Source organism: Lactonifactor longoviformis DSM 17459, assembly GCF_900129135.1.
Lineage (GTDB): Bacteria > Bacillota > Clostridia > Lachnospirales > Lachnospiraceae > Lactonifactor > Lactonifactor longoviformis.
This window is the reverse complement of the sequence record NZ_FQVI01000023.1, coordinates 52683-72210: the sequence shown is the minus strand read 5'-3', so window position 1 is coordinate 72210 and position 19528 is coordinate 52683. Positions and strand designations below refer to the sequence as shown.

Genomic DNA, 19528 nt, shown 5'->3' with positions numbered 1-19528 from the left:
TTATACGGTTTCTACCCGAAATATCCGGTAGCGGATGCAGGGTATGGATCCTTTAATAACTATCTGTTCTGCCAGGACCATAGGATGGAAAAGTTCATGAAATTCCCCATGTATAAGAAAGAGACAACAGATGAAAAGTATCATGAAGACCCGTTGCGTGCAGTGAATTTTAAGACAGACCCGGAAGGGAACCTAATCTGTCCAAACGGGAGGAAGTTCCACTTTGCATACCGAAAACCAGTGAAAGGGAACCAATACGGCAGGCAGGAAGAGTACTATACCTGCGAGGACTGCAGTGGCTGCCCCTATGCAGAAAAATGCAAGAGAACAGAAAAGAACAGGACGGTGCGGATTAATGCGGAATTAAGCGCCATGCATCAGGAGGTATTGGATAATCTTCAGAGTATCCATGGGGCGTTGCTCCGCATGAACCGCTCCATCCAGGCAGAAGGGACATTTGGAATCATCAAATACGACCGATGGTATAAGCGTATTGTAAGAAGAGGGCTGGATTCGGTAAGAGTAGAGATATTTCTTGTATCTATCGGCCATAATCTCTATAAATTCAATAATAAGCAGATGAGACTCCGGGAAGTGGCTTAAAGAAGAAAGAGCGCACGTTTGTTGGGGTAAGGGGGATTATGCGCTTTTTACTGCTTTTTACTGCTTTTCTCTTACGCTTTCCACAAAATAAAGAAGGGCTGAAAAAATGGAGTTAGAACAACTCCATTTTTTCACAGCCCCTTTTTGCCATTTACGCCTTACTCTCTGACCCAGACTGCCTTACAAATATGGTTTTGCTTTTTAGAAAAAATCATTTCAAAGGCTTTCTCGTAATCCTCCGGACGGAACCGGTGGGTGATAACACCTTTATGATCAACCTGACCACTCTGCACAAGCTCCATAGCTATCTGAAATTCTGGCTTATCCCCGGCCATGCAGTAGCTGCTGGAAGCCAGAACCGACAATTCTCGGTAGAGTATGGTTGACAGAGATACCATGCTAGGACTTGCAGTGCCCCCAAACATAATAATCTTTCCTCCCACAGCAGCCATCTCTACTGCCTGGGAAAACGCATTGGAATTGCCTCCTACACACTCATAGGCCTGATCCACTCCCCTGCCGCCGGTCAGTCTCATCACTTCTTTTACCGGATCCTCGTTGCTGTCCAGCACAATGGAATGGGCTGCTCCGTATTTTTCTGCCATCTGAGCCTGATGCCCGTATTTGGCAACTGCAATGATCTTGGTAATCCCCATAGAACGCAATACCTGAATCATGTTAATGCCAATAATCCCGCATCCCACAACGGCAACGGTATCTCCCAGCTGCGGTTTCCCTATCATGGCTCCGTGAACGTTTACTGCCAGTACATCCAGAATTGCCCCTTCCTCATAACTCATAGAATCCGGCATTGGATATACATGGTTTTCATGGACAATGGAATACTCTCCGTATCCTCCGGGCAGCATCCTCTTCATAGGCATGCCCACGTGTGACACACCATCCAGACACAACTGATACCGGCCGCTGAGGCACATGGGGCAGCTTTTCCCAAAATCAATGCAGCCATGAAGGGGTTCTACTGCAACACGATCCCCCACTTTTACCCGGGTCACACCCTCACCCGTTTTCACTACATCACCGGCATTCTCATGGCCCAGTACAGCCGGAAACAATTTGTCCGGCATCTTATCTCTGGTCTGCCCCCGAAGGGCCATAAGATCCGCACCACAGATCCCGGCCGCACGGTTGTGCACCAGGACCCAGCCTTTGGGCGGGCTGGGAATCTCTACTTCTTCATAGGATAATCCTCTGGGATAGACGCTTCCGTCCCATACAATGGCCTTCATTTTTTCGTTTGCCATTCATTCTCCTCCTTTATACACAGCAATATTGTCTGAGTTCTGCCATAACAGCTGAATCTTCCCCACAATTGAGGGTTTCACCGGATATCACAGGATACCCGGGAAGGCTTTTGGCAATAAGAGGCAGATCCTTAAGGCCGCTGCCTGATATAATACATACTACAGAGTCACCCTTTTCGATCACGCCTTTTCTCCGCAGTTTCTGTACTCCCGCGATCACTGAGGCACTGGCAGGTTCTCCTATCACAGCCTCACTGGATGCCATCAGCTTCAGCCCTTCCAGAATCTCTTCATCTGTCACTGCTACCGCAAGTCCGCCTGTCTTCCGTATGATATCAAGAGCAGTTACCCCTTCAAAGGTCTCCGTATCAGCAATGGCAAAGGCAATGGTTGACGCCTCTTTCCAGAGCTCTGTGGATCTTCGGTTCTCCCGGTAAGCCTTTACAAGGGGCGCACAGCCCGCGGCCTGAATCCCTGCGAATCTGGGAATATGGGGAATCATCCCCAGCCGGAACATTTCCTCAAATCCCTGGTATACTTTTCCCAGAAGAGATGCCCCGCCAACCGGACAGAACACCCAGTCCGGAGCCCCAAACTCCATCTGCCTTCCTATTTCATATGCGATGGTCTTATAGCCCTGAGAAGCCCAGGGGTGATATTTCATAGTTGTACTCACATTTTCCCAACCCAGTACGGGGACTCCTTTCTGAACGAAATGGATACACTCTGCAATGCTGCACTCCATTCCTATCATCCTAGCCCCATAGGTCTGTATCTGCCAGGCCCTCTCCCTCACTGCTGCTGTGGGCAGGAGCACAAAGCAGGGCAGTTCACCCTTAGCCGCATAGGCTGCCACCGAGCCGGCGGCATTTCCTGCGGAGCCCAGAGCCAGGGATGCAACTCCTTTTTCCTTTGCCATAGTAACTGCGACTGTGGAAAAGCGATCTTTGTAAGAACCGCTGGGATTCAGCGTTTCATTCTTCAAATACAGGTGTTTCATATCCAGCCTTTTACCCAGACCTTCAGCCTTCAAAAGAGGAGTGTTTCCCTCTCCCAGACTCACCGGCCGGATGTGGGGTTCATAGGGGAGGAGCTTCTGGTATCCCCATATCCCCTCCCGGCTTCCTGCCCGCAGCAGCCGGCGGAATTCCTCTCTATGCTTCTCCAGGCAGTTGTCTGAAGCTATGGAACCCCCGCACCTGGGACAGATATATTCATCTCCTTCCCCCTCCCACGGGGTATTGCAGGTCATACAATACAGTGACACGTTTCTGCCTCCCTTCTGTCCGTCGTACAGCCCTATAAGGCTCCATCAGCGGTTAAAATACTGCTGCAGGCGTTTTACTGCTTCCCTGATTTCCGTCTCCGAGGAAGCATAGGACAGCCTCAGATATCCTTCCCCGTAGATGCCAAAGGCAGGGCCCGGGGTGGTTACCACCTGTACTTCCTTTACAATATCAGCCGCCAGCTGGGCAGAAGTAAGCCCGGTATCTTGTATATTCGGAAATGCATAAAAAGCGCCCAGAGGACACCGGCAGCTTACATTCTTACAGCCGTTTAGCCCCTCCACGAGAATATCACGGTTTCTCTGGTAGCCTTTCACCATTTTTTGTATGGCCTTTTCCGTATGATTCAGTGCTTCGATGCATGCATACTGTGCAGCAGCATTCACAGAGGAGGTAACCTGCTCTATGATCTGAACCATAGCACCTATGGCTTGTTTTGGTCCGGAGGCATATCCTACCCGCCATCCGGACATGGCAAATGTCTTAGAAAAAGTATTTACTGTAATCACATGCTCCTTCATATCAGGAAGAGAGGCAGGACTCACATGTTCTGCGCCGTCATAAAGGAGACGCTCATAAGGTTCATCAGAAATTATGGTCAGATCATGCTTACGTACAAGTTTACAGATTTCCTCCATTTCCCCTCTGGATATTACACCTCCTGTGGGATTGTTGGGAGAATTGAGAACCAGTACCTTTGTCTTCTCTGTAATCCTCTCCTCAATGTTCTCCTTTGTAGGTACAAATCCATCTTTTTCATAGGCGGGCACCGGCACCATTGTTCCGCCTACAAATTTAATCTGTTCCGGATAATTGGGCCAGGAGGGAATGGGCACCAGCACCTCATCCCCCGGGTTTACCGTAACCATCATTGCCAGAAGCACTGCCTCTACTCCTCCGGCGGTGACAATAATTTCTGTTTCCGGATCCGCCTGTATCTTATTTTCCCTCAGTAATTTCTGGGATAATGCCTCCCGCAGTCCGGGAATCCCTGCATTTGGGGTGTACTTTGTATATCCTTTATACAAGGCATCTCTTCCCGCCCCGATCACATTGGGGGGTGTGGGAAATCCAGGTTCCCCAATACAGAGATTGATCACATTATCATATTCCCGGGCCAATTCAAACATAGCCCGAATCCCGGACACCGGGGGATTCAATCCTCTTTCGCTTAAATGCATAGTAGTCCTCCTTCTCCAATGAATTAAATACTATTAGATAAAATATCCGTCTAAAAACTTTCCTATTTCTTCCCCCAGATAGTTTAAGATTTTTTCCCCCTTTTCCCGGGAGGCGTCCTGACATACCCCCACATTTCCGTAAGGAGATATGTCCCGGAATCTCCGGTATACCGTCACACGATTATGCGCAAACATATCCGGATGGTACCAGTCATTCCCCTGTGCCGGGGAATAATTTTCCCATCCTTCCCCTACCAGGTGCGGATACAATGCCATCATCATAGAGGTTTCCATCTCTCCGGCATGCCCGATTCCCCCCAAAGGACTGTCTCGCAGTGTCTCCATAAACTCGGTCATAAAGTCCCAGTACCTGAGCATTGCTACCGAGCACTGGGGAAAAGCAATTCCCAGTTCATTTACAGCGGTGTGCACGGCCGGGGAATTCCCCCCGTGGGATACCACCAGAACTGCTTTTGTAAATCCCGCGGAAATCACCCCTGCCATCACCTCCGTTATCATAGCGGCAAGAGTCTTCTGTGTCAGGGTAATACTGCCCGGAAAATCCATGTGATGAGCGGAGAAACCATAGGTGACAGACGGCAGCAGCACTACCTCCCGGGCTGCACACTCTGCCGCCCTTCGTATCACAGCCTCTCCCAGATATACATCCGTGCCCAGCGGCAGATGCAGGCCATGCTGTTCACAGGAGCCAATGACCAATGCCGCCACGCCTTTTTCAGCCATGGCAGAACATTCCCGTGATGCAAGCTCTCTCCATTCCAGTAACATTCATTCGCCTCCAATCATTAAGTCCCTGCGGCACATTAACTCAGCTCTTCAATAGTATTGATTACCGGAATCTCCAGTCCCTCCGGGATGTAGGCGCTGCTGTCCTTTAACCCATGTCCGGTGAGGAGGCAGACACAAGTATCTCCCGGTTTCAAAATGCCCTGTTCCTTCATCTGCCGGACCGCTGCCATTGTAGCTGCAGAGGAAGGTTCCACAAAAATCCCTTCTTTCTGTGCCAGGGCCCTTCCTGCCTCCAGAATCTCACTGTCCTCAGCCGTCAAACCATAGCCGCAGGTTTTGCGGATGGCTTCCACGGTGATATCCCCGTCCTGTTCATATCCCAGCAAAGGATCGCTGATAGCAGAAGCCACACTCCTGGGATTTTTGCAGCCGATTACCTTGCGGTTTTCCTGCCATGCCTCTGAGATAGGGGCACAGCCCTTTGCCTGCACGCAGACCAGCCTGGGCAGCTTTTCTGTGTATCCCATATCCATCAGTTCCGCAAAGCTCTTATAGATTCCATAAAGCACCGGCCCAGCTCCTACGGGAATCACAATATAGTCAGGCACTTCTCCCATCTGGTCAAAAATCTCGTATCCGATAATTTTATATCCTTCCAGTCCAAAGGGACTCAGAAATGTAGTGGTTACATTCATATACCCCTTTTGCTGCGCCATCTGTACCGCTGCCCGGTAAGAACAGGAAAAGTTTCCCCGCACCTTAATTACCTTTCCCCCATAGGCTATGGCCTGGGCCACCTTTCCCACAGGGGTCGTTTCAGGCACAAAGATAATCGTGTCGATCTCTCCCTTAGTACCGTAAGCCCCTGTGGAAGCTCCCCCATTTCCCGAGGAGGACACCACAATGCCCGGACAGCCAAACTCCTTAGCCATACTGACGCAGACAGATACCGAACGATCTTTAAAAGAACCTGTGGGATTTGTCGTCTCATCTTTGAAAAACAGCCCATCAAGGCCAAGCTCCTCTCCCAGAACTCTGCTCTTTTTTATCTTAGTGCACCCCTCCTGAAAGGTTACTATGTTCTCCCGCTTCACAGGGGGCAGTACCCTTTGGTAATCCCACATAGACTCCTTTCCTTCCCCCTTCAGGGCGCGCCCCGCCTCTCTGAGATATTCCCTCTCATACGCAACGGTTAAAATACTGCCGCACTTGGGGCAAAGACTTTCCTTTCCCATAGGAAAGCTCTCACCGCAGGTATGGCAGATAAAATACACTTGCTCCATCACAGTTACTCCTTTCTTTTATGCCCGGCTGTCATGCAGGGATATATAAATGTTCAAAGGCTTCCCCGGCCATACGCAGCTGCATGCCGCCGTCCTGCAGCTGGAACAGCCCGTGTCCAGGAAGAAACAGATCCACCTTCAGATCCATCACCTCTCTCACACATCTGGCATAGGCATGAATATCCGCTCCCGGTATCAGCTGGAAGCTAATTTTGCCTCCCATCATCACCAGGTCACCGCCGATAAAGAATCTGCGGCCCTTCACAGTTCCGTAATAACAGATTCCCCCGATGCTGTGTCCGGAAGCGTCAAAAAGCTCCATATGTATGCCGTCTTTCTCCCAGATACCCGGTACGGCTGTCTCATCCCCGCGGCACGCTGCCAGATGGTAATCCGGGGGATAAAACCCTGCATCCCTGGCCACATCCAGTCCCATAGCAGCCTCATCGCCTCTGGCAAAGGCTTCCGCCTCCGTCCTCGGCACCACTACCTTAATTCCATACTCTCTCTGCAGATAGGCGGCCGCCCCAATGTGATCCCCATGGCAATGTGTCAAAAACAGATAGGAGATATCCTCCATCCGGAATCCATCTCTTTGGATTTCGGCCTCCAAAAGTTCCGGCCGAATCCCGATTCCACAGTCAAACAAGGCCAGCTTGCCTTCGAACTCTACCAGATAGCAGTTACAATCCAGCTCATCCGTAAGGAAAATGCCATTTCTTCCGCTTCCCACCAGGTATACACCCTCCACAAGCTTCATCTCAATCACCCAGCCCTTCTTCTTTACACGATTTCAGTCCATACTCAGAAAAAAGGTGAGAGACAGCACTTTGGCCTGATCAGGTCCAAAGGACCTGCTGTCTCTCACCTTCTTTCCCCATTGCAGGGAGCATCAGCTAATGGTAAATCCTCCGTCTACCACCAGATTCTGTCCCGTTATAAACCTCGCCTCATCAGACGCCATAAACAGCGCCGCATTGGCAATATCCTCCGGTTCAATGATCCCCTGGATAGGTGCCACAGTTTCCCATTTGTGATAAAACTCTGCATCGTGATCCAGAAGCTCATCCACCATAGGGGTTCTTGTAGTCGAAGGAGATACACAGTTAACCCGGATTCCGTACTTCCCATTCTCCACAGCCATAGCTCTGGTAAAGGCAAGCATAGCACCTTTGGTAGCTGAATAGGTTTCCGCACCGCATCCCACTACCCCATTGATGGAGCAGCAATTCAGAATCACGCCTCCTCCCTGCTGTATCATATGAGGAATGGTATATTTACAGGTAAAGAAAATGCTTCTGATGTTAATGTTGAATACGCTGTTCCAGTCTTCTGTCGGCACATCCGGCACCGGTGAAAATTTGTAAGGAGATGAGTAGCCCACACCGGCATTATTAAAAAGGATGTCAATTCTTCCGTATGTTTCAATGGCTGTATCCACCAGACGTCGGATATCCTCTTCCTTCTGGACATCCCCTAAGACATAGATGCCTTCTCCGCCGGCCTCCTGAACCATTCTCCATGTCTCCCTGGTATTCTCCTCTCTGCGGCCGTGTATTACCACCCTGGCTCCCTCCCGGGCAAACCGGAGAGCTGACGCCCTTCCGATTCCCCCGCCGGCTCCGGTTATAATCGCAACTTTATCCTTTACTCTCATGTCATCGTACTCCCTTACATCATCAGTTCAGATTTACACTGACACATCTTTCCTCGCTCATTTCCAGAATAGACCATTTGCCGCCGCTTCTTCCATATCCGGACTGACTTCCGCCGGCTCCGCCTGCAGGGAAGGTCCAATCCCAGTAACTGCTTCCGGAATTAATGTTTACATAGCCGAAACGCATCTCCTCTGCCATCTGCATACCTTTTTTCAAGTCTTCTGTGTAAACACCCGCAGCCAGACCATATGGGCTCATTGCAATTAAGTCCATAATCTCAGATTCCTCTTTAAAACGCACCAGAGGTACTACAGGTCCAAACGTTTCTTCTATATTTAAGAGGGCATCCTTGGATACATGATCGATTACAGTTGGATATAAATAGTGTTCCGTAGGCGCACCTTCCACCTTGCCCCAGTGCTCGCTTACTACCTTTGCACCTTTCTCAATTGCATCCTGGACATGCTCCATTACCGTGTCCACTGTGCTTCGGTTATGTACCGGTCCCATGGTTGTCTTCTCATCCATTGGATTCCCCACGACATAGCGGTCCATCTTAGACAAAATAATCTTAACCAGTTCATCCGCAACGCTGTCATCCACAAGAACACGCTCTGTGCTGGTACAGATCTGACCGGCATTGCCAAAGCTTCCCGCCAGAATGCCTTCTGCCGCTTTTTCCAGATCTGCGTCTTTCAGCACTACCACAGGTCCGTTGCCGCCCAGCTCCATGAGGGACTTTTTGGCTTTTGCTTTTTCCATGATGTCATTTCCAGTCTTCGTACTTCCCGTAAATCCAATACCAGCTGTCAGAGGATGCACCACCGCAGCAGTCTTCGCTTCCTGGGAAGTTCCGATTACCATATTAATCATTCCTTTTGGAACCTTTGCCTCCTCAAAGCATTTCATAAACAGGCTGGCAACCGCGGAGCAGCTCATAGGCGGCAGCCAAAGAATGGTATTTCCTGCTGCCAGCCCCGGTGCCAGATAATAGCAGGATGCCGTGCACAGGGGGAAGTTAAAAGGAGTGATGATGGTAAATACGCCTACTGGTTTTCTGTAAGCATAAACATGCACGTTCTTCTCTCTCACAGACGGAATCTCAGAAGACATCCATTTAATCTGCTCAGCTGCATCCCGGAATGCCAGAGCGCTGCCGCCGACTTCGCCAAGCGCTTCTGTATGATAAGGCTTGCCCATTTCCATGGCAATCATTTTAGCCAGTTCTTCTTTGTGCGCATCAATAGCATCCGCAATTCTGAAAAGCATCTCGGATCTCTCAAACACTGTCATCTTTTCCAGATTTCCCTTTTCCCGATCCGCTGCCTTCAGCGCACGATCTACTTCCTCAAACCCTGCAGGGGTAACTGTTCCTATTACTTCTCCTGTTGCAGGGCTTACAACATCTCTCGATGAACCCTCTTTTGTGTACCATTCTCCGTCAATATACATAGGATAAATCATAGCTTCTGTCCCATTCCTTTCCGTTAGAATTACTTATTTGTTACCCAACCATTCCAGTGCCTGTCCCCAGAACTGTCCGTAATATTCCCATGGCTGGAAGGATGCTGCCCAGTGGGGAGAACAGTCGCTGGCAAACGCCATAGCCCGTCCTTTTCCATACTCCCAGGTTACAAGCAGTGGATACTGATCCTCATCATCACCGATGGTGGCCAGTACATCCGCACCCTCTTTTGGAAGAATCTTATTGAAGCCTTCGAATCCCGGCGCCTCATCCCACGGAATATCGGCCAGAATCGGATGGTCTTTTACTTTAATATCAATGGTTGTGCCTTCCGGCATCTCTACTCTGTCATCCAGTCCCTTCAGGCAGTTTACAGGCAGTGCCTCCTCAATGGGAGTATCGTAATATCCGCCGTGTCCGAAACGTCCGCTGAAAGAAGTCCAGCCCCCGATCATAAGAAGGCCGCCTCCCTGGCGCACATAATTACGGATGGCTTTCAGTCTGTTCGTGGTAGGCTGAGGTACGGAATCAATCCAGAAAGGATACAATGACAGCACTTCACACTCACAGTCACTGATGATGAGTGCATCATACTTGGATAATTCCTCTACGGTTCTTGGGAAATCACCGATTGCCTGCTCACCGGTCATATGGGTCACTTCATGGCCTCTGCTGGTCAGAGCGTCAATCAAAGGCTGTCCCCAGATATGATGGGTCATCCCTTTTACCTCCAGATTAAATGGGGAGGCCATAAAAATAGGTCCGATTTTGGTACAAGCGTCTCCTGCGTATAAAATTTTCATATAAAACCCTCTCTTTCTTACATAGTTTATAATAAATTTAATAGTTCCTCAATTGTCTCTGCCGTCGGCGGTTCCTGCTGCCCGGAAGCAATGCTGCTTTTTAATCCGCTGCCTGTAGCCAGGGAAATGATCACATCACTTTTATGTAATACCCCCTCCAGACGCAGCTTTTTGGCTGCAGCCACTCCGGCGGCTCCTGCCGGCTCAGTGTACAGTCCTTCTCTTCCCATTAACGCCCTGGCTTCCAGGATCTCTTCATCTGACACGATAACAGCTCTCCCTTGGCTTTTGTAAATACACTCCAGGGTATACGCCCCGTCCTGGGTATAGCCCTTAAGCTCGTCGTTGAGCCCCGAAGCGATCGTAGGCCTAGTCATATTCCATTCCTTTACATCCGTTGCCTGTCTAAAATAAGCATCTGCGATGGGATAACAGCAGTCAGACTGCACTCCAATCAGCCTTGGAATCTTCTCCACCACACCTTCTTCCTTCAGCTTCAGAAATCCATGGTAGATGCCCCCCAAAAAAGGACCGGCTCCGATGGGAACCATAATCCAGTCTGCCGGTTTATCCAGCTGCTCTGTCAGTTCTCTGCATATGCCCTCATAGCCTGCCCACACGTAGGGATTAATGTATGTGGTGGTCAGATTATACCACTTCTTGTCCTGGGCAACAGCCTTCGCTCCCTGAAAGGAATCACTGTAATTCCCTTTCATGCGGATTACCTTAGCCCCATAGGCAGCCGCCTGACGTACCTTTTCCATGGAAGTGGATGCAGGCACAATTGCCGTAACCGGCATTCCCGCCCTGGAACCATACGCAGCTGCCGAAGCACTGGCATTTCCCGCAGAGGCGACAATAATCTTTTCTACCCCAAGTTCTCTGCTGTGTGCCAAAGCGAAGGCCATCCCTCTGTCCTTAAAAGAACCTGTGGGGTTCATGAATTCACATTTTATGTAAACTTTATCCAAATCCAGCTCCTGCGCAGACCTCAGCAGAGGGATCAGGGGCGTATTTCCTTCTCCCATCATAGGATATGGCAGTTCTGACTCCTCCGGTTCAAAGTGAAGAATTCCCCCGCACTTGCTGCATGCATAGGCAGGCTTCTGTTCCTGAACTGCATTGCATTTTACACAGATAAGTTTATGTCTCACCGCAATCCCTCCTGTCATTCCCTTGGATCTTATCCGCAGGAATTACCTCTCACTGATATAGCAGTAAATCAGCGCTGCGAACAATTTCGTACAGTCTACAATATCCTGTTCCCTGCAGAATTCATTGATCCGGTGTGCCTGGTCCAGGGAACCGGGGCCTAATAATAAAGTAGGAATATTGCAGAGCACAGAGAACATACTCGCTTCCGTGCAGGCACGGAACACAGATACCACTGGTTCCTGTTCTGTAATTCCTGCGAGAAGTTCTTTGCAGTCCTCCACCAGTGGGTGATCCCGTTCAATAAGACTTGCCGGAAAGAAAGAGCGGTCCAAAACTTCTCCCCACTCTCCCACAGCTTTCTGCAGTTCCTCTTTTATCCTGTCAGGAGTCTCCCCGGGAAGAAGACGCCGCTCCACCTCAATCTCACAGGCATCCGGTACCGTATTCAGGCGGATTCCTCCTTTTATAGTACCGATACAGCAGGTAGCCTGCCCCAGATATTCATTCCTGACCTCACTCAGACTGTCCGCATAAGCTTCGATTCTCCGGATCACTTCTCCCATCTTATAGATGGCGTTGACGCCGTTCCACGGCTCACTTGCATGGCAGCCTACTCCCTTGGTTTTTACATACCAGGAACTGAATCCCCGGTTGCCCAGCTGAATCTCACATTGTGTAGGCTCCGCGATTACCGCACAGTCTGCCTTCAGCTTCTTTGTGGACAGAATATGGCGGATGCCCCGGTTCATATCCTCCTCGTCGCTGACCAGAAGAACCATAATCCCCCGTTTGGGTTCTACTTTGGCAGCGCCGATCAGGCTTGCTGCCGTGAGTATTGCGGCGCAGCCTCCCAGCATATCGCAGCTGCCCCGTCCGAAAAGTACACCGTTTTCTCTCTGTGCACCGGAAGGTTCTCTCACCCACTCACCGAAGGCCGGAACAACATCCATGTGCCCGTTCAGTATGAGTGCAATATCCTCAGGGTCTCCATACGTGGCTATTACATTGCAGCGGTTGGGTTCAAATTCCTCCACCTCCACCTGAAAACCTGCCGTCTCCAGGATTTCGGCAGCCACTGCTGCTGTTTCTTTCTCATTCCCCGGCGGATTATAGGATTTGCAGCGAATCAGGCGGGCGGCACAGGTGATGGCCGCCTCCTCCCATTCTTTTGTCATGTGTTCCCTCATCCACCGGATACTCTGCTCTCTCTTTGCCTCTGTTTTCATACGCTATGCAACCTCTCCAGATCCGGATTCTCCGGAAGCAGCTATCATGATCTCATCCTGTGTCAAATCCTTCACACAGTCAAATTCTCCAGTCTTTCTTCCCTCATAGAGTACAATGATCTTGTCACTGGATCCCAGAACCTCTGGCATCTCAGAAGAAATCATAATGACAGCAATACCATTTCTGCACAGATTTTCTATTATCTTATGAATCTCTGCCTTCGCCCCTACGTCGATCCCTCGGGTAGGCTCATCCAGAATAATAATCTGAGGATTCCTGCACAGCCATTTGCCCAGGCAAACCTTCTGCTGGTTCCCGCCGCTGAGCTTTCCGATCTTCTGATCCATAGACGGTGTTTTTATAGACAGTGCATCTATGTATTCTTCTGCTATACTGGTTTCCTGTTTTCCGTCAATCCAGGTTGCCTTGCTCACCCATGGAAGGGATGCCAGAGTCATATTCTCTCTGATAGACAGAAGCGGTACAATTCCCTCCCGGCGCCTGTCCTCTGACACATAAGCAATACCTGATTTAATTGCATCAAACGGGTTGCGGATATCCAGCTTCTTGCCGTTCAGATATATCTCTCCTCCATCCGGCTTATCCAGGCCAAAGATACATCTTGCAATCTCTGTTCTTCCTGCGCCCATCAGGCCGCTGAAGCCGAGAACCTCTCCCTTTCGCACAGTAAAGCTGATAGGCTCAAATACCCCTTTGCGGTACAGATCCTTGACCTCAAGAACCACATCTCCGGGCTCAAATTTCTCTCTGCTGAATACGTCTGACAGCTCACGCCCTACCATGCTCTTAATGATCATATCCTCCGTCACTTCTGATACCGGAGAGGACATTACGTACTTACCATCCCTGAGTACCGTAATCTCATCGGCAATTTCAAATATTTCCGACATACGGTGAGAGATGTAGATAATTGCCATTCCCTGTTCCTTCAGTTCCTGAATGATTTCAAAAAGTTTTTCCTTTTCAGCCTCTGTAATCGCTGATGTAGGCTCATCCATTACGATAACCCAGGAGTTAGACCCGATTGCCTTGGCGATTTCTATCATCTGCTGCTGGCCTACCGTACAATCACCGACCTTTTTGTTTTCGCTGATATTCAGATTAAACCGGCCGATTAGCTCTCTGGCTTTTTTCTCCATATCTTTTCGGTTTACAATAGGACCTGTTCCCTTCATCTCCTTGCCCAGGAAAATATTCTGTGTGATACTAAGCTCCGGAACAAGTGCGAATTCCTGGTAAATCACCGAGATCCCCAGCTTCTGAGAATCCATAGGGGAATGGATGGACACTGGTTTTCCGTCAATATAAATTTCTCCGCCGTCTTTTTTGTATACACCGGATAGGATTTTAATTAAAGTAGATTTGCCGGCGCCGTTTTCTCCCATAAGTGCGTGTACCGTACCTCTTTTTACCTTCAGATTTACTCCGTCTAAAGCCTTCACACCGGGGAATTCTTTCACAATTCCGCGAAGCTCCAGCTCCTTGGCCTCTTCAATATTGATATCATTCTTATGACGGGAATGAACCTCTGCGGCGGCAGCTTCCTTTTGGGCCTTCTTGTCCTTGCTGCTAACCTTCACTCTCTCCTTGCTGCTGTATTGATCCATATAGACAGATACTACAATCAGCAGACCTTTCACTACATAAGAGTAGTAGGGAGAGATTGGCATCATACCCAGACCTGTAAATATCGTTCCGATAATCACAACACCCAGCATGGTACCAACCAGAGATCCGGTACCGCCCATCAGGCTGGTGCCTCCGATAACAACAGCAGTGATGGCATCGAACTCCATGTTCTGACCTGCCAGAGGCTGTGCTGAGAGGGCGCGCCCTACGGTTACCACTGATGCGAAGCCCGCGAATAAACCGCCTAATAAATATACAATTACTGTATGTTTAATTACTTTGATTCCAGATGCCCTGGATGTGACAGCATTGCCGCCCACCGCAAAAGTCTTTCTTCCAAAAGTTGTCTTGTTCAGCACCAGGTACATAATCACGAACAATACTGCCAGATACAGTAAAGATGCCGGAAAAGAACCAAAGATATTTTTCTGTCCAAACCAGTTAAAATAGTCATTTCTTACAACTACACGTTTTGAGTTTGTCAGGTAAATGGTTAATCCTCTGGATACAGAGGTCATAGCTAATGTTGCCATGAAGGGGCTTATCCCCAGTCCACCAACCATCAAGCCGTTTGCAGATCCTGCTGCAATACCTACAATAATACATACCAGAAATCCGCACAGGGCGGTTCCTAATCCTTCACCCCCAAGAGACTGCATTACAATAGCGCCGCATGCCCCGGCAAGGGCAATGTTTGCACCGGATGACAGGTCCGTACCTGCCAGCATAATAATAAATGTAATACCCAGGGATAAAATTGCCAATGATGTGTTTTGACGAATAATATTAAAAAACGTTCTCACCGAGAAGAAGCCCGGAGCCAGAAATGAGAAAACTACTATTAAAATCAAAATAATCGCAAGCAAAAATAGGTATCTCTTGATCTGTTGGTTTTGAAATATTTTACTCTTACTTTTGTCCATGCTCTGCCTTCTTTCATGCCTTTTTAGAAAAGAATATGCGGCAGCCATGAAATTCTGCCGCATATTCTTTTTTCAGCCTATCTTGCTAACTTAGAAAAGAAATCCCTACTATTTCTCTTCAAAAGCAGACAAATCATCAAATAACTCAATACCCTTGTCAGGATTTACGATGTTCATTCCTTCGTAGCCAATTCCCAGTTCTTCTACTTTTGCTTTCATATCATCGTTCATGATAAAATAAGACTCCAGATAGTTCTTCTGTTCAACAGTCTCGCCTTTTGCCAGTTTAGAGCCGATCTGAACATTCCAGTATCCAACACGTTTTGCACCTGTCAGCAGCGTACATACATATTTGCCGTCCTTCACTGCTTCGCTGGCGTCTTTATTTCCGTCGTAGCTGGAGATTAAAACTTTACCTGTCAGACCCGCCTGATCCACTGCCTGTGCAACTGCTGTTGTATTGCCGTCAGAGAAGCTGTGGATTGCTTTGATGTCAGGATTTGCTGCAAGAATATCCTGAACAGTTTTCAGGGTTGCCGCTGTATCCCAGCCAACCTCGTAGTATGTACACTTGATGTCAGGGAATTCTGCCATAGCTTCTTCCCAGCCGCCCTGACGCTCGTCAGATACGAAGTTACCGGTTGCACCGTAAAGCATTGCTACATCACCGGATTTGTCGATGAGATTTCCTACCAGTTCGCCAATCACTTTAGTGTCTTCACGGTCATTGTACAGATTGGAAATAACTGCGTCGGAATCAATAAAGTTACCCATGGAGCATACAGGGATACCTGCTGCTTTTGCTTCTTCGCAGACTGGAATTAATCCTACATTGTCATAGGGATCCAACAGGATGCAGTCTACTTTCTGCTGAATGAAGTTTTCGATAATTGCAATCTGGTTGTCCAGGCTGCTGTCTGCGCTCTTCCAGATCAGGTTTACACCGTAGATCTCAGCAGCATAGTCTCCGCCCTCGATCATGTTAACGAAGAATTCCTGAGTCATGTCCAGCATAGCAATACCAATGGTGGGTTTGTCTCCGGATGCCTCTGTGTCTTTGGCATCCCCTGCGGCATCATCTTCTGCAGGCGCAGCGTCTTCTTTGTCTGTTTCTGCGTCTGTGGAAGTGGCGGCGCTGTCATCACTAGAGCCCTCGTCTTTGCTTCCGCATCCGGCGAGTGTTCCGAATACCAGCGTAAATGCTGCCAGCAGAGCCAAACCTTTTTTCATTAATTCTTTCTTCTTCATTCCTTTTCCTCCTTTTTTAAGATGAAGTTTTTTATAATATATTCGTCAAATATATTATCCTGATTAAGCTGCAACCTTCAGCCTGTCGGCCAGTTTGCCGATGCAGACGTCAAAGATCAGGATGCAGATGATGATGATACCTTTGATTACTTCCCTCAGCAAGAAAGGTACCTGAAGGAAATTCAGCATCGTTGTGATCAATGTAATGATAAATGCACCGATTACCACTCCGAATACAGTTCCTTTTCCTCCCAGAAGGCTCGTCCCGCCTACAACGGCGGCAGCGATCCCGTCTAAAAGGAAATCTCCTGAGATATTAGAGGTTATAACTGTTACCTGGCAGCAGGTGATGATAGCTGCCAGCCCGTACAAAAATCCTGCTACGGTATAGACCAGAATCTTATAAAAGCTTTTATTGATCCCTGAATATTCTACTGCGTCTTCATTGCCGCCCATTGCATATGTATAGATTCCCAGTTTGGTTTTGTTCATAATGATATACATCAGAACTACCGCCAGCAGGAACACCAGAAATGATACAGGAATAAATTTCAGTATCCTTCCTGATCCCAGAGTCAGCAAAAATTCACTTTTAATCTGTACCTGACGTCCCTCAGATACCATCATAGAGACACCCTTGCACACTGACATCATTGCCAGAGTTGTAATGAAGGGATTCAGATTCAATTTTACAATAATCAGACCATTAATCAGGCCTACCAACGCTCCAATCAGAAGAGACGTTATAATAAGAAGAATCCCCTGATTTCCGCTTTCCAGATATACAAAACCTGCGGTTACCCCTGCCAGAGATAAACCGAAACCGGCAGTAAAATCTATTCCGGCTGTAAGCAGAACAATCATAGCTCCCAGAGCAACAATTCCAAGAGCGGATACCTGCTGCAGAAGATTGTAGATTGACTGCGCAGACAGGAAATTTTTATTGGCAATGGTTAAAATAACCATAAGTACCAGCATGAGAAATACAGGTGCGTACTTCTGTATGTTGTTTTTAAAAACTGGTTTTTTCTCTTTCACCAAGATGACCTCGCTTCCGTATTTCCTACAGAGAAAGTTCTACCGGTTCCCCTGTCTCAATTGATTTTAACGCAGCTTCTGCAATGGCTACCCCGCGGATACAGCACTCTGTATCAACAGCATATGGTGTTCCATTCATGGTAGCATCTGCGAAATGAACGATTTCTTCTTTCAGGCCGCCCTGAATCTTTCCGTAATATTCCGGCCATAACAGGGTATCCGGATAAGACTCTGCTTCGTCTGTCATAATCTCCAGGCCCTGGTTGCGGACATCAACCATGCCAAATCCCTTGGTTCCTGTAACCTCTGCGATTGACCAGATTCCCATTGCAGAGTTGTCCGGGTAAGCCCAGCAGATATGTACATTTCCCACAGCTCCATTGTCAAAATTAACAATCACAAATGCAGCGTCCAGATCACCGTTCATATGCCCGTTTTTCTTATTAGAAGCCTGCGCATATACCTTCACAGGTTTTGCCGGCATATTGTAATCCACCATCATCTCTATATCATGAATTCCAAGATAGTAGAAGAAGGATACTTTGCCCTGCAGACGGTTGGCTGTGGAGACAGGATTGCCGCGCTTAAATGACATGGCACTGATCTCACCCAAATCGCCTCTGCGGATGGATTCTTTTAATTCCACATACCGGGGATCGAACTTGCAGACCTGAGCAACCATCATGCGTACCTTGTTGTCATCCGCCGCTTTTTTAATTGCCAGACAGCCTTCCAGTGTCTTGGCCAGAGGCTTTTCAATAAGAAAATCTTTTTTTGCATTTGCCACGTCCACAGCAGTCTGTACATGGAAATCTTCCGGCACACAGATATCAACGGCATCAATATCTTCTTTCTCCAGCATCTCTTTGTAATCGGTATAAACAGCACAATTATATTTTTCCGCATACTCATCAGCCAGAGCTTTATTCAGATCCGCAATTGCAACTAATTCTGCATTATCCGCCTCGGCGATAATCCTGGCGTGCAAACCGCCGATAAACCCTAAACCAATTACAGCCATCTTGCATTTCTTCATACTTCTTTACCTCCATTTTGTCCTACAGTTTTTAACATTCATTCCTTACTGATATTATAAACGGGAACCTATCCCTATTTATAAGCGAGTATCATTTCCACTTCCACCGGCGCATTGTCCGGAAGCGACCCTACACCGATAGCAGCCCGTGCATGCTTTCCTTTTTCTCCAAATACAGCTTCCAGAAACTCAGAAGTTCCGTTAATCACTTTCGGCTGCTGTCCAAAACCAGGAACAGCATTCACGTAGCCATTAACTTTAACAATCCTCTCCACTCTGTCCAGGTCACCAATGACATATTTAACCTGAGCCAAAAGCCGCAACGCGCAGATTTTAGCAGCATCGTAAGCTTCCTCTACAGAAACCTCCGCTCCAACTCTTCCCACATACTTTTGCTTTCCGTCTACGATAGCCGTCTGCCCTGACACAAACAACAATCCATCTTTTGTCTCTACAGCGGGAGCATACGCTCCTGCGGGAGCGGGACACTCCGGAATCTCATATCCCATCTCTTTTACCTTTTCTTCTACCTTGCTCATATAACACTCTCCTAACGATTTATCCGGACCCCTGCTCTTACTAATTGTTAGAATAGTCAATCTTTTAACAATGTCCTTCACTTCTATTATCCTATAAAATTTCCACTGTCAAATTATCTGACTATTGTTCAGGTTAAGAAAGCGAGTCACCTGGACTCGCTTTTGTGGTCCGTATGTAAATCTTAATATTTTTTAGATTAAGCTCATTATAATTATGATTAATATGTTTGTCAATAACTTTTTAAGGATTAAAGTAATTTTTTACATATTTTCACGTTCATTTTTTGATTTTTAATTGCGTTTTGTATATTTTTTATTATATTACACCGTATTTTTTGTGCATAATTTTATTTATAATAAATTTAATAATATAATTAATTTTAATATTTCAATCAATAACACCTTAATAACATCGGTC

At 47.8% G+C, this 19528-nt stretch carries 17 protein-coding genes; 1 reads left to right on the top strand and 16 read right to left on the bottom strand.

What is annotated here, in order from left to right; translation table 11 throughout:
• The coding region (locus BUA56_RS17340; protein ID WP_207650948.1) for a transposase at positions 1–603 on the top strand (603 nt) is incomplete at its 5' end.
• A 158-nt stretch (positions 604–761) separates the two neighbouring features.
• Here the strand turns inward: BUA56_RS17340 and BUA56_RS17335 are convergent.
• The 16 genes from BUA56_RS17335 to BUA56_RS17255 all read right to left on the bottom strand — a co-directional run bounded on the left by BUA56_RS17335 (position 762) and on the right by BUA56_RS17255 (position 19110).
• On the bottom strand, positions 762–1868 hold the full coding sequence (locus tag BUA56_RS17335) for a zinc-dependent alcohol dehydrogenase (protein ID WP_072853982.1): 1107 nt from the start codon (positions 1866–1868) through the stop codon (positions 762–764).
• A 13-nt stretch (positions 1869–1881) separates the two neighbouring features.
• Positions 1882–3135 (bottom strand): threonine synthase, encoded by a 1254-nt coding sequence (gene thrC / locus BUA56_RS17330; RefSeq protein ID WP_139249503.1) that lies wholly within the window; start codon positions 3133–3135, stop codon positions 1882–1884.
• Between the two features lie 45 nt (positions 3136–3180).
• A complete protein-coding gene (locus BUA56_RS17325) occupies positions 3181–4335 on the bottom strand; it encodes a pyridoxal phosphate-dependent aminotransferase (RefSeq protein WP_072853978.1) in 1155 nt (384 codons plus the stop codon).
• Between the two features lie 33 nt (positions 4336–4368).
• On the bottom strand, positions 4369–5124 hold the full coding sequence (locus tag BUA56_RS17320) for a creatininase family protein (RefSeq protein WP_072853976.1): 756 nt from the start codon (positions 5122–5124) through the stop codon (positions 4369–4371).
• Positions 5125–5159: 35 nt separating this feature from the next.
• Positions 5160–6368, bottom strand: a complete 1209-nt coding sequence (gene thrC / locus BUA56_RS17315) for a threonine synthase (protein ID WP_072853974.1) — start codon at positions 6366–6368, stop codon at positions 5160–5162.
• 31 nt (positions 6369–6399) lie between these two features.
• Entirely contained in the window at positions 6400–7128 is a 729-nt protein-coding gene (locus tag BUA56_RS17310; RefSeq protein ID WP_242946790.1) for an MBL fold metallo-hydrolase, read from the bottom strand.
• A gap of 132 nt (positions 7129–7260) precedes the next feature.
• A complete protein-coding gene (locus BUA56_RS17305; RefSeq protein WP_072853970.1) occupies positions 7261–8025 on the bottom strand; it encodes an SDR family NAD(P)-dependent oxidoreductase in 765 nt (254 codons plus the stop codon).
• A 22-nt stretch (positions 8026–8047) separates the two neighbouring features.
• Positions 8048–9478 (bottom strand): aldehyde dehydrogenase family protein, encoded by a 1431-nt coding sequence (locus BUA56_RS17300; protein ID WP_207650947.1) that lies wholly within the window; start codon positions 9476–9478, stop codon positions 8048–8050.
• Between the two features lie 45 nt (positions 9479–9523).
• Positions 9524–10294 (bottom strand): glutamine amidotransferase, encoded by a 771-nt coding sequence (locus BUA56_RS17295; protein ID WP_072853966.1) that lies wholly within the window; start codon positions 10292–10294, stop codon positions 9524–9526.
• A gap of 26 nt (positions 10295–10320) precedes the next feature.
• Positions 10321–11448 (bottom strand): threonine synthase, encoded by a 1128-nt coding sequence (gene thrC, locus BUA56_RS17290; protein ID WP_072853964.1) that lies wholly within the window; start codon positions 11446–11448, stop codon positions 10321–10323.
• Positions 11449–11490: 42 nt separating this feature from the next.
• Positions 11491–12675, bottom strand: a complete 1185-nt coding sequence (locus BUA56_RS17285; protein WP_072853962.1) for a M20 family metallopeptidase — start codon at positions 12673–12675, stop codon at positions 11491–11493.
• Between the two features lie 3 nt (positions 12676–12678).
• On the bottom strand, positions 12679–15249 hold the full coding sequence (locus BUA56_RS24005; protein WP_158641018.1) for an ATP-binding cassette domain-containing protein: 2571 nt from the start codon (positions 15247–15249) through the stop codon (positions 12679–12681).
• A gap of 108 nt (positions 15250–15357) precedes the next feature.
• Complete coding sequence (locus BUA56_RS17270; RefSeq protein ID WP_072853960.1) at positions 15358–16497, bottom strand: sugar ABC transporter substrate-binding protein; 1140 nt, start codon at positions 16495–16497, stop codon at positions 15358–15360.
• Between the two features lie 63 nt (positions 16498–16560).
• Positions 16561–17535: an ABC transporter permease gene (locus BUA56_RS17265; RefSeq protein WP_242946789.1), complete on the bottom strand. Its 975-nt coding sequence runs from the start codon at positions 17533–17535 to the stop codon at positions 16561–16563.
• 25 nt (positions 17536–17560) lie between these two features.
• The gene (locus tag BUA56_RS17260) at positions 17561–18571 is read right to left on the bottom strand and encodes a Gfo/Idh/MocA family protein (RefSeq protein WP_072853956.1); all 1011 of its coding nucleotides are present in this window, start codon (positions 18569–18571) and stop codon (positions 17561–17563) included.
• A 74-nt stretch (positions 18572–18645) separates the two neighbouring features.
• Positions 18646–19110 carry a RidA family protein gene (locus tag BUA56_RS17255; protein WP_072853954.1) on the bottom strand — a complete coding sequence of 155 codons (465 nt, stop codon included), beginning with the start codon at positions 19108–19110 and terminating at the stop codon, positions 18646–18648.
• Between the last annotated feature and the right edge of the window lie 418 nt (positions 19111–19528).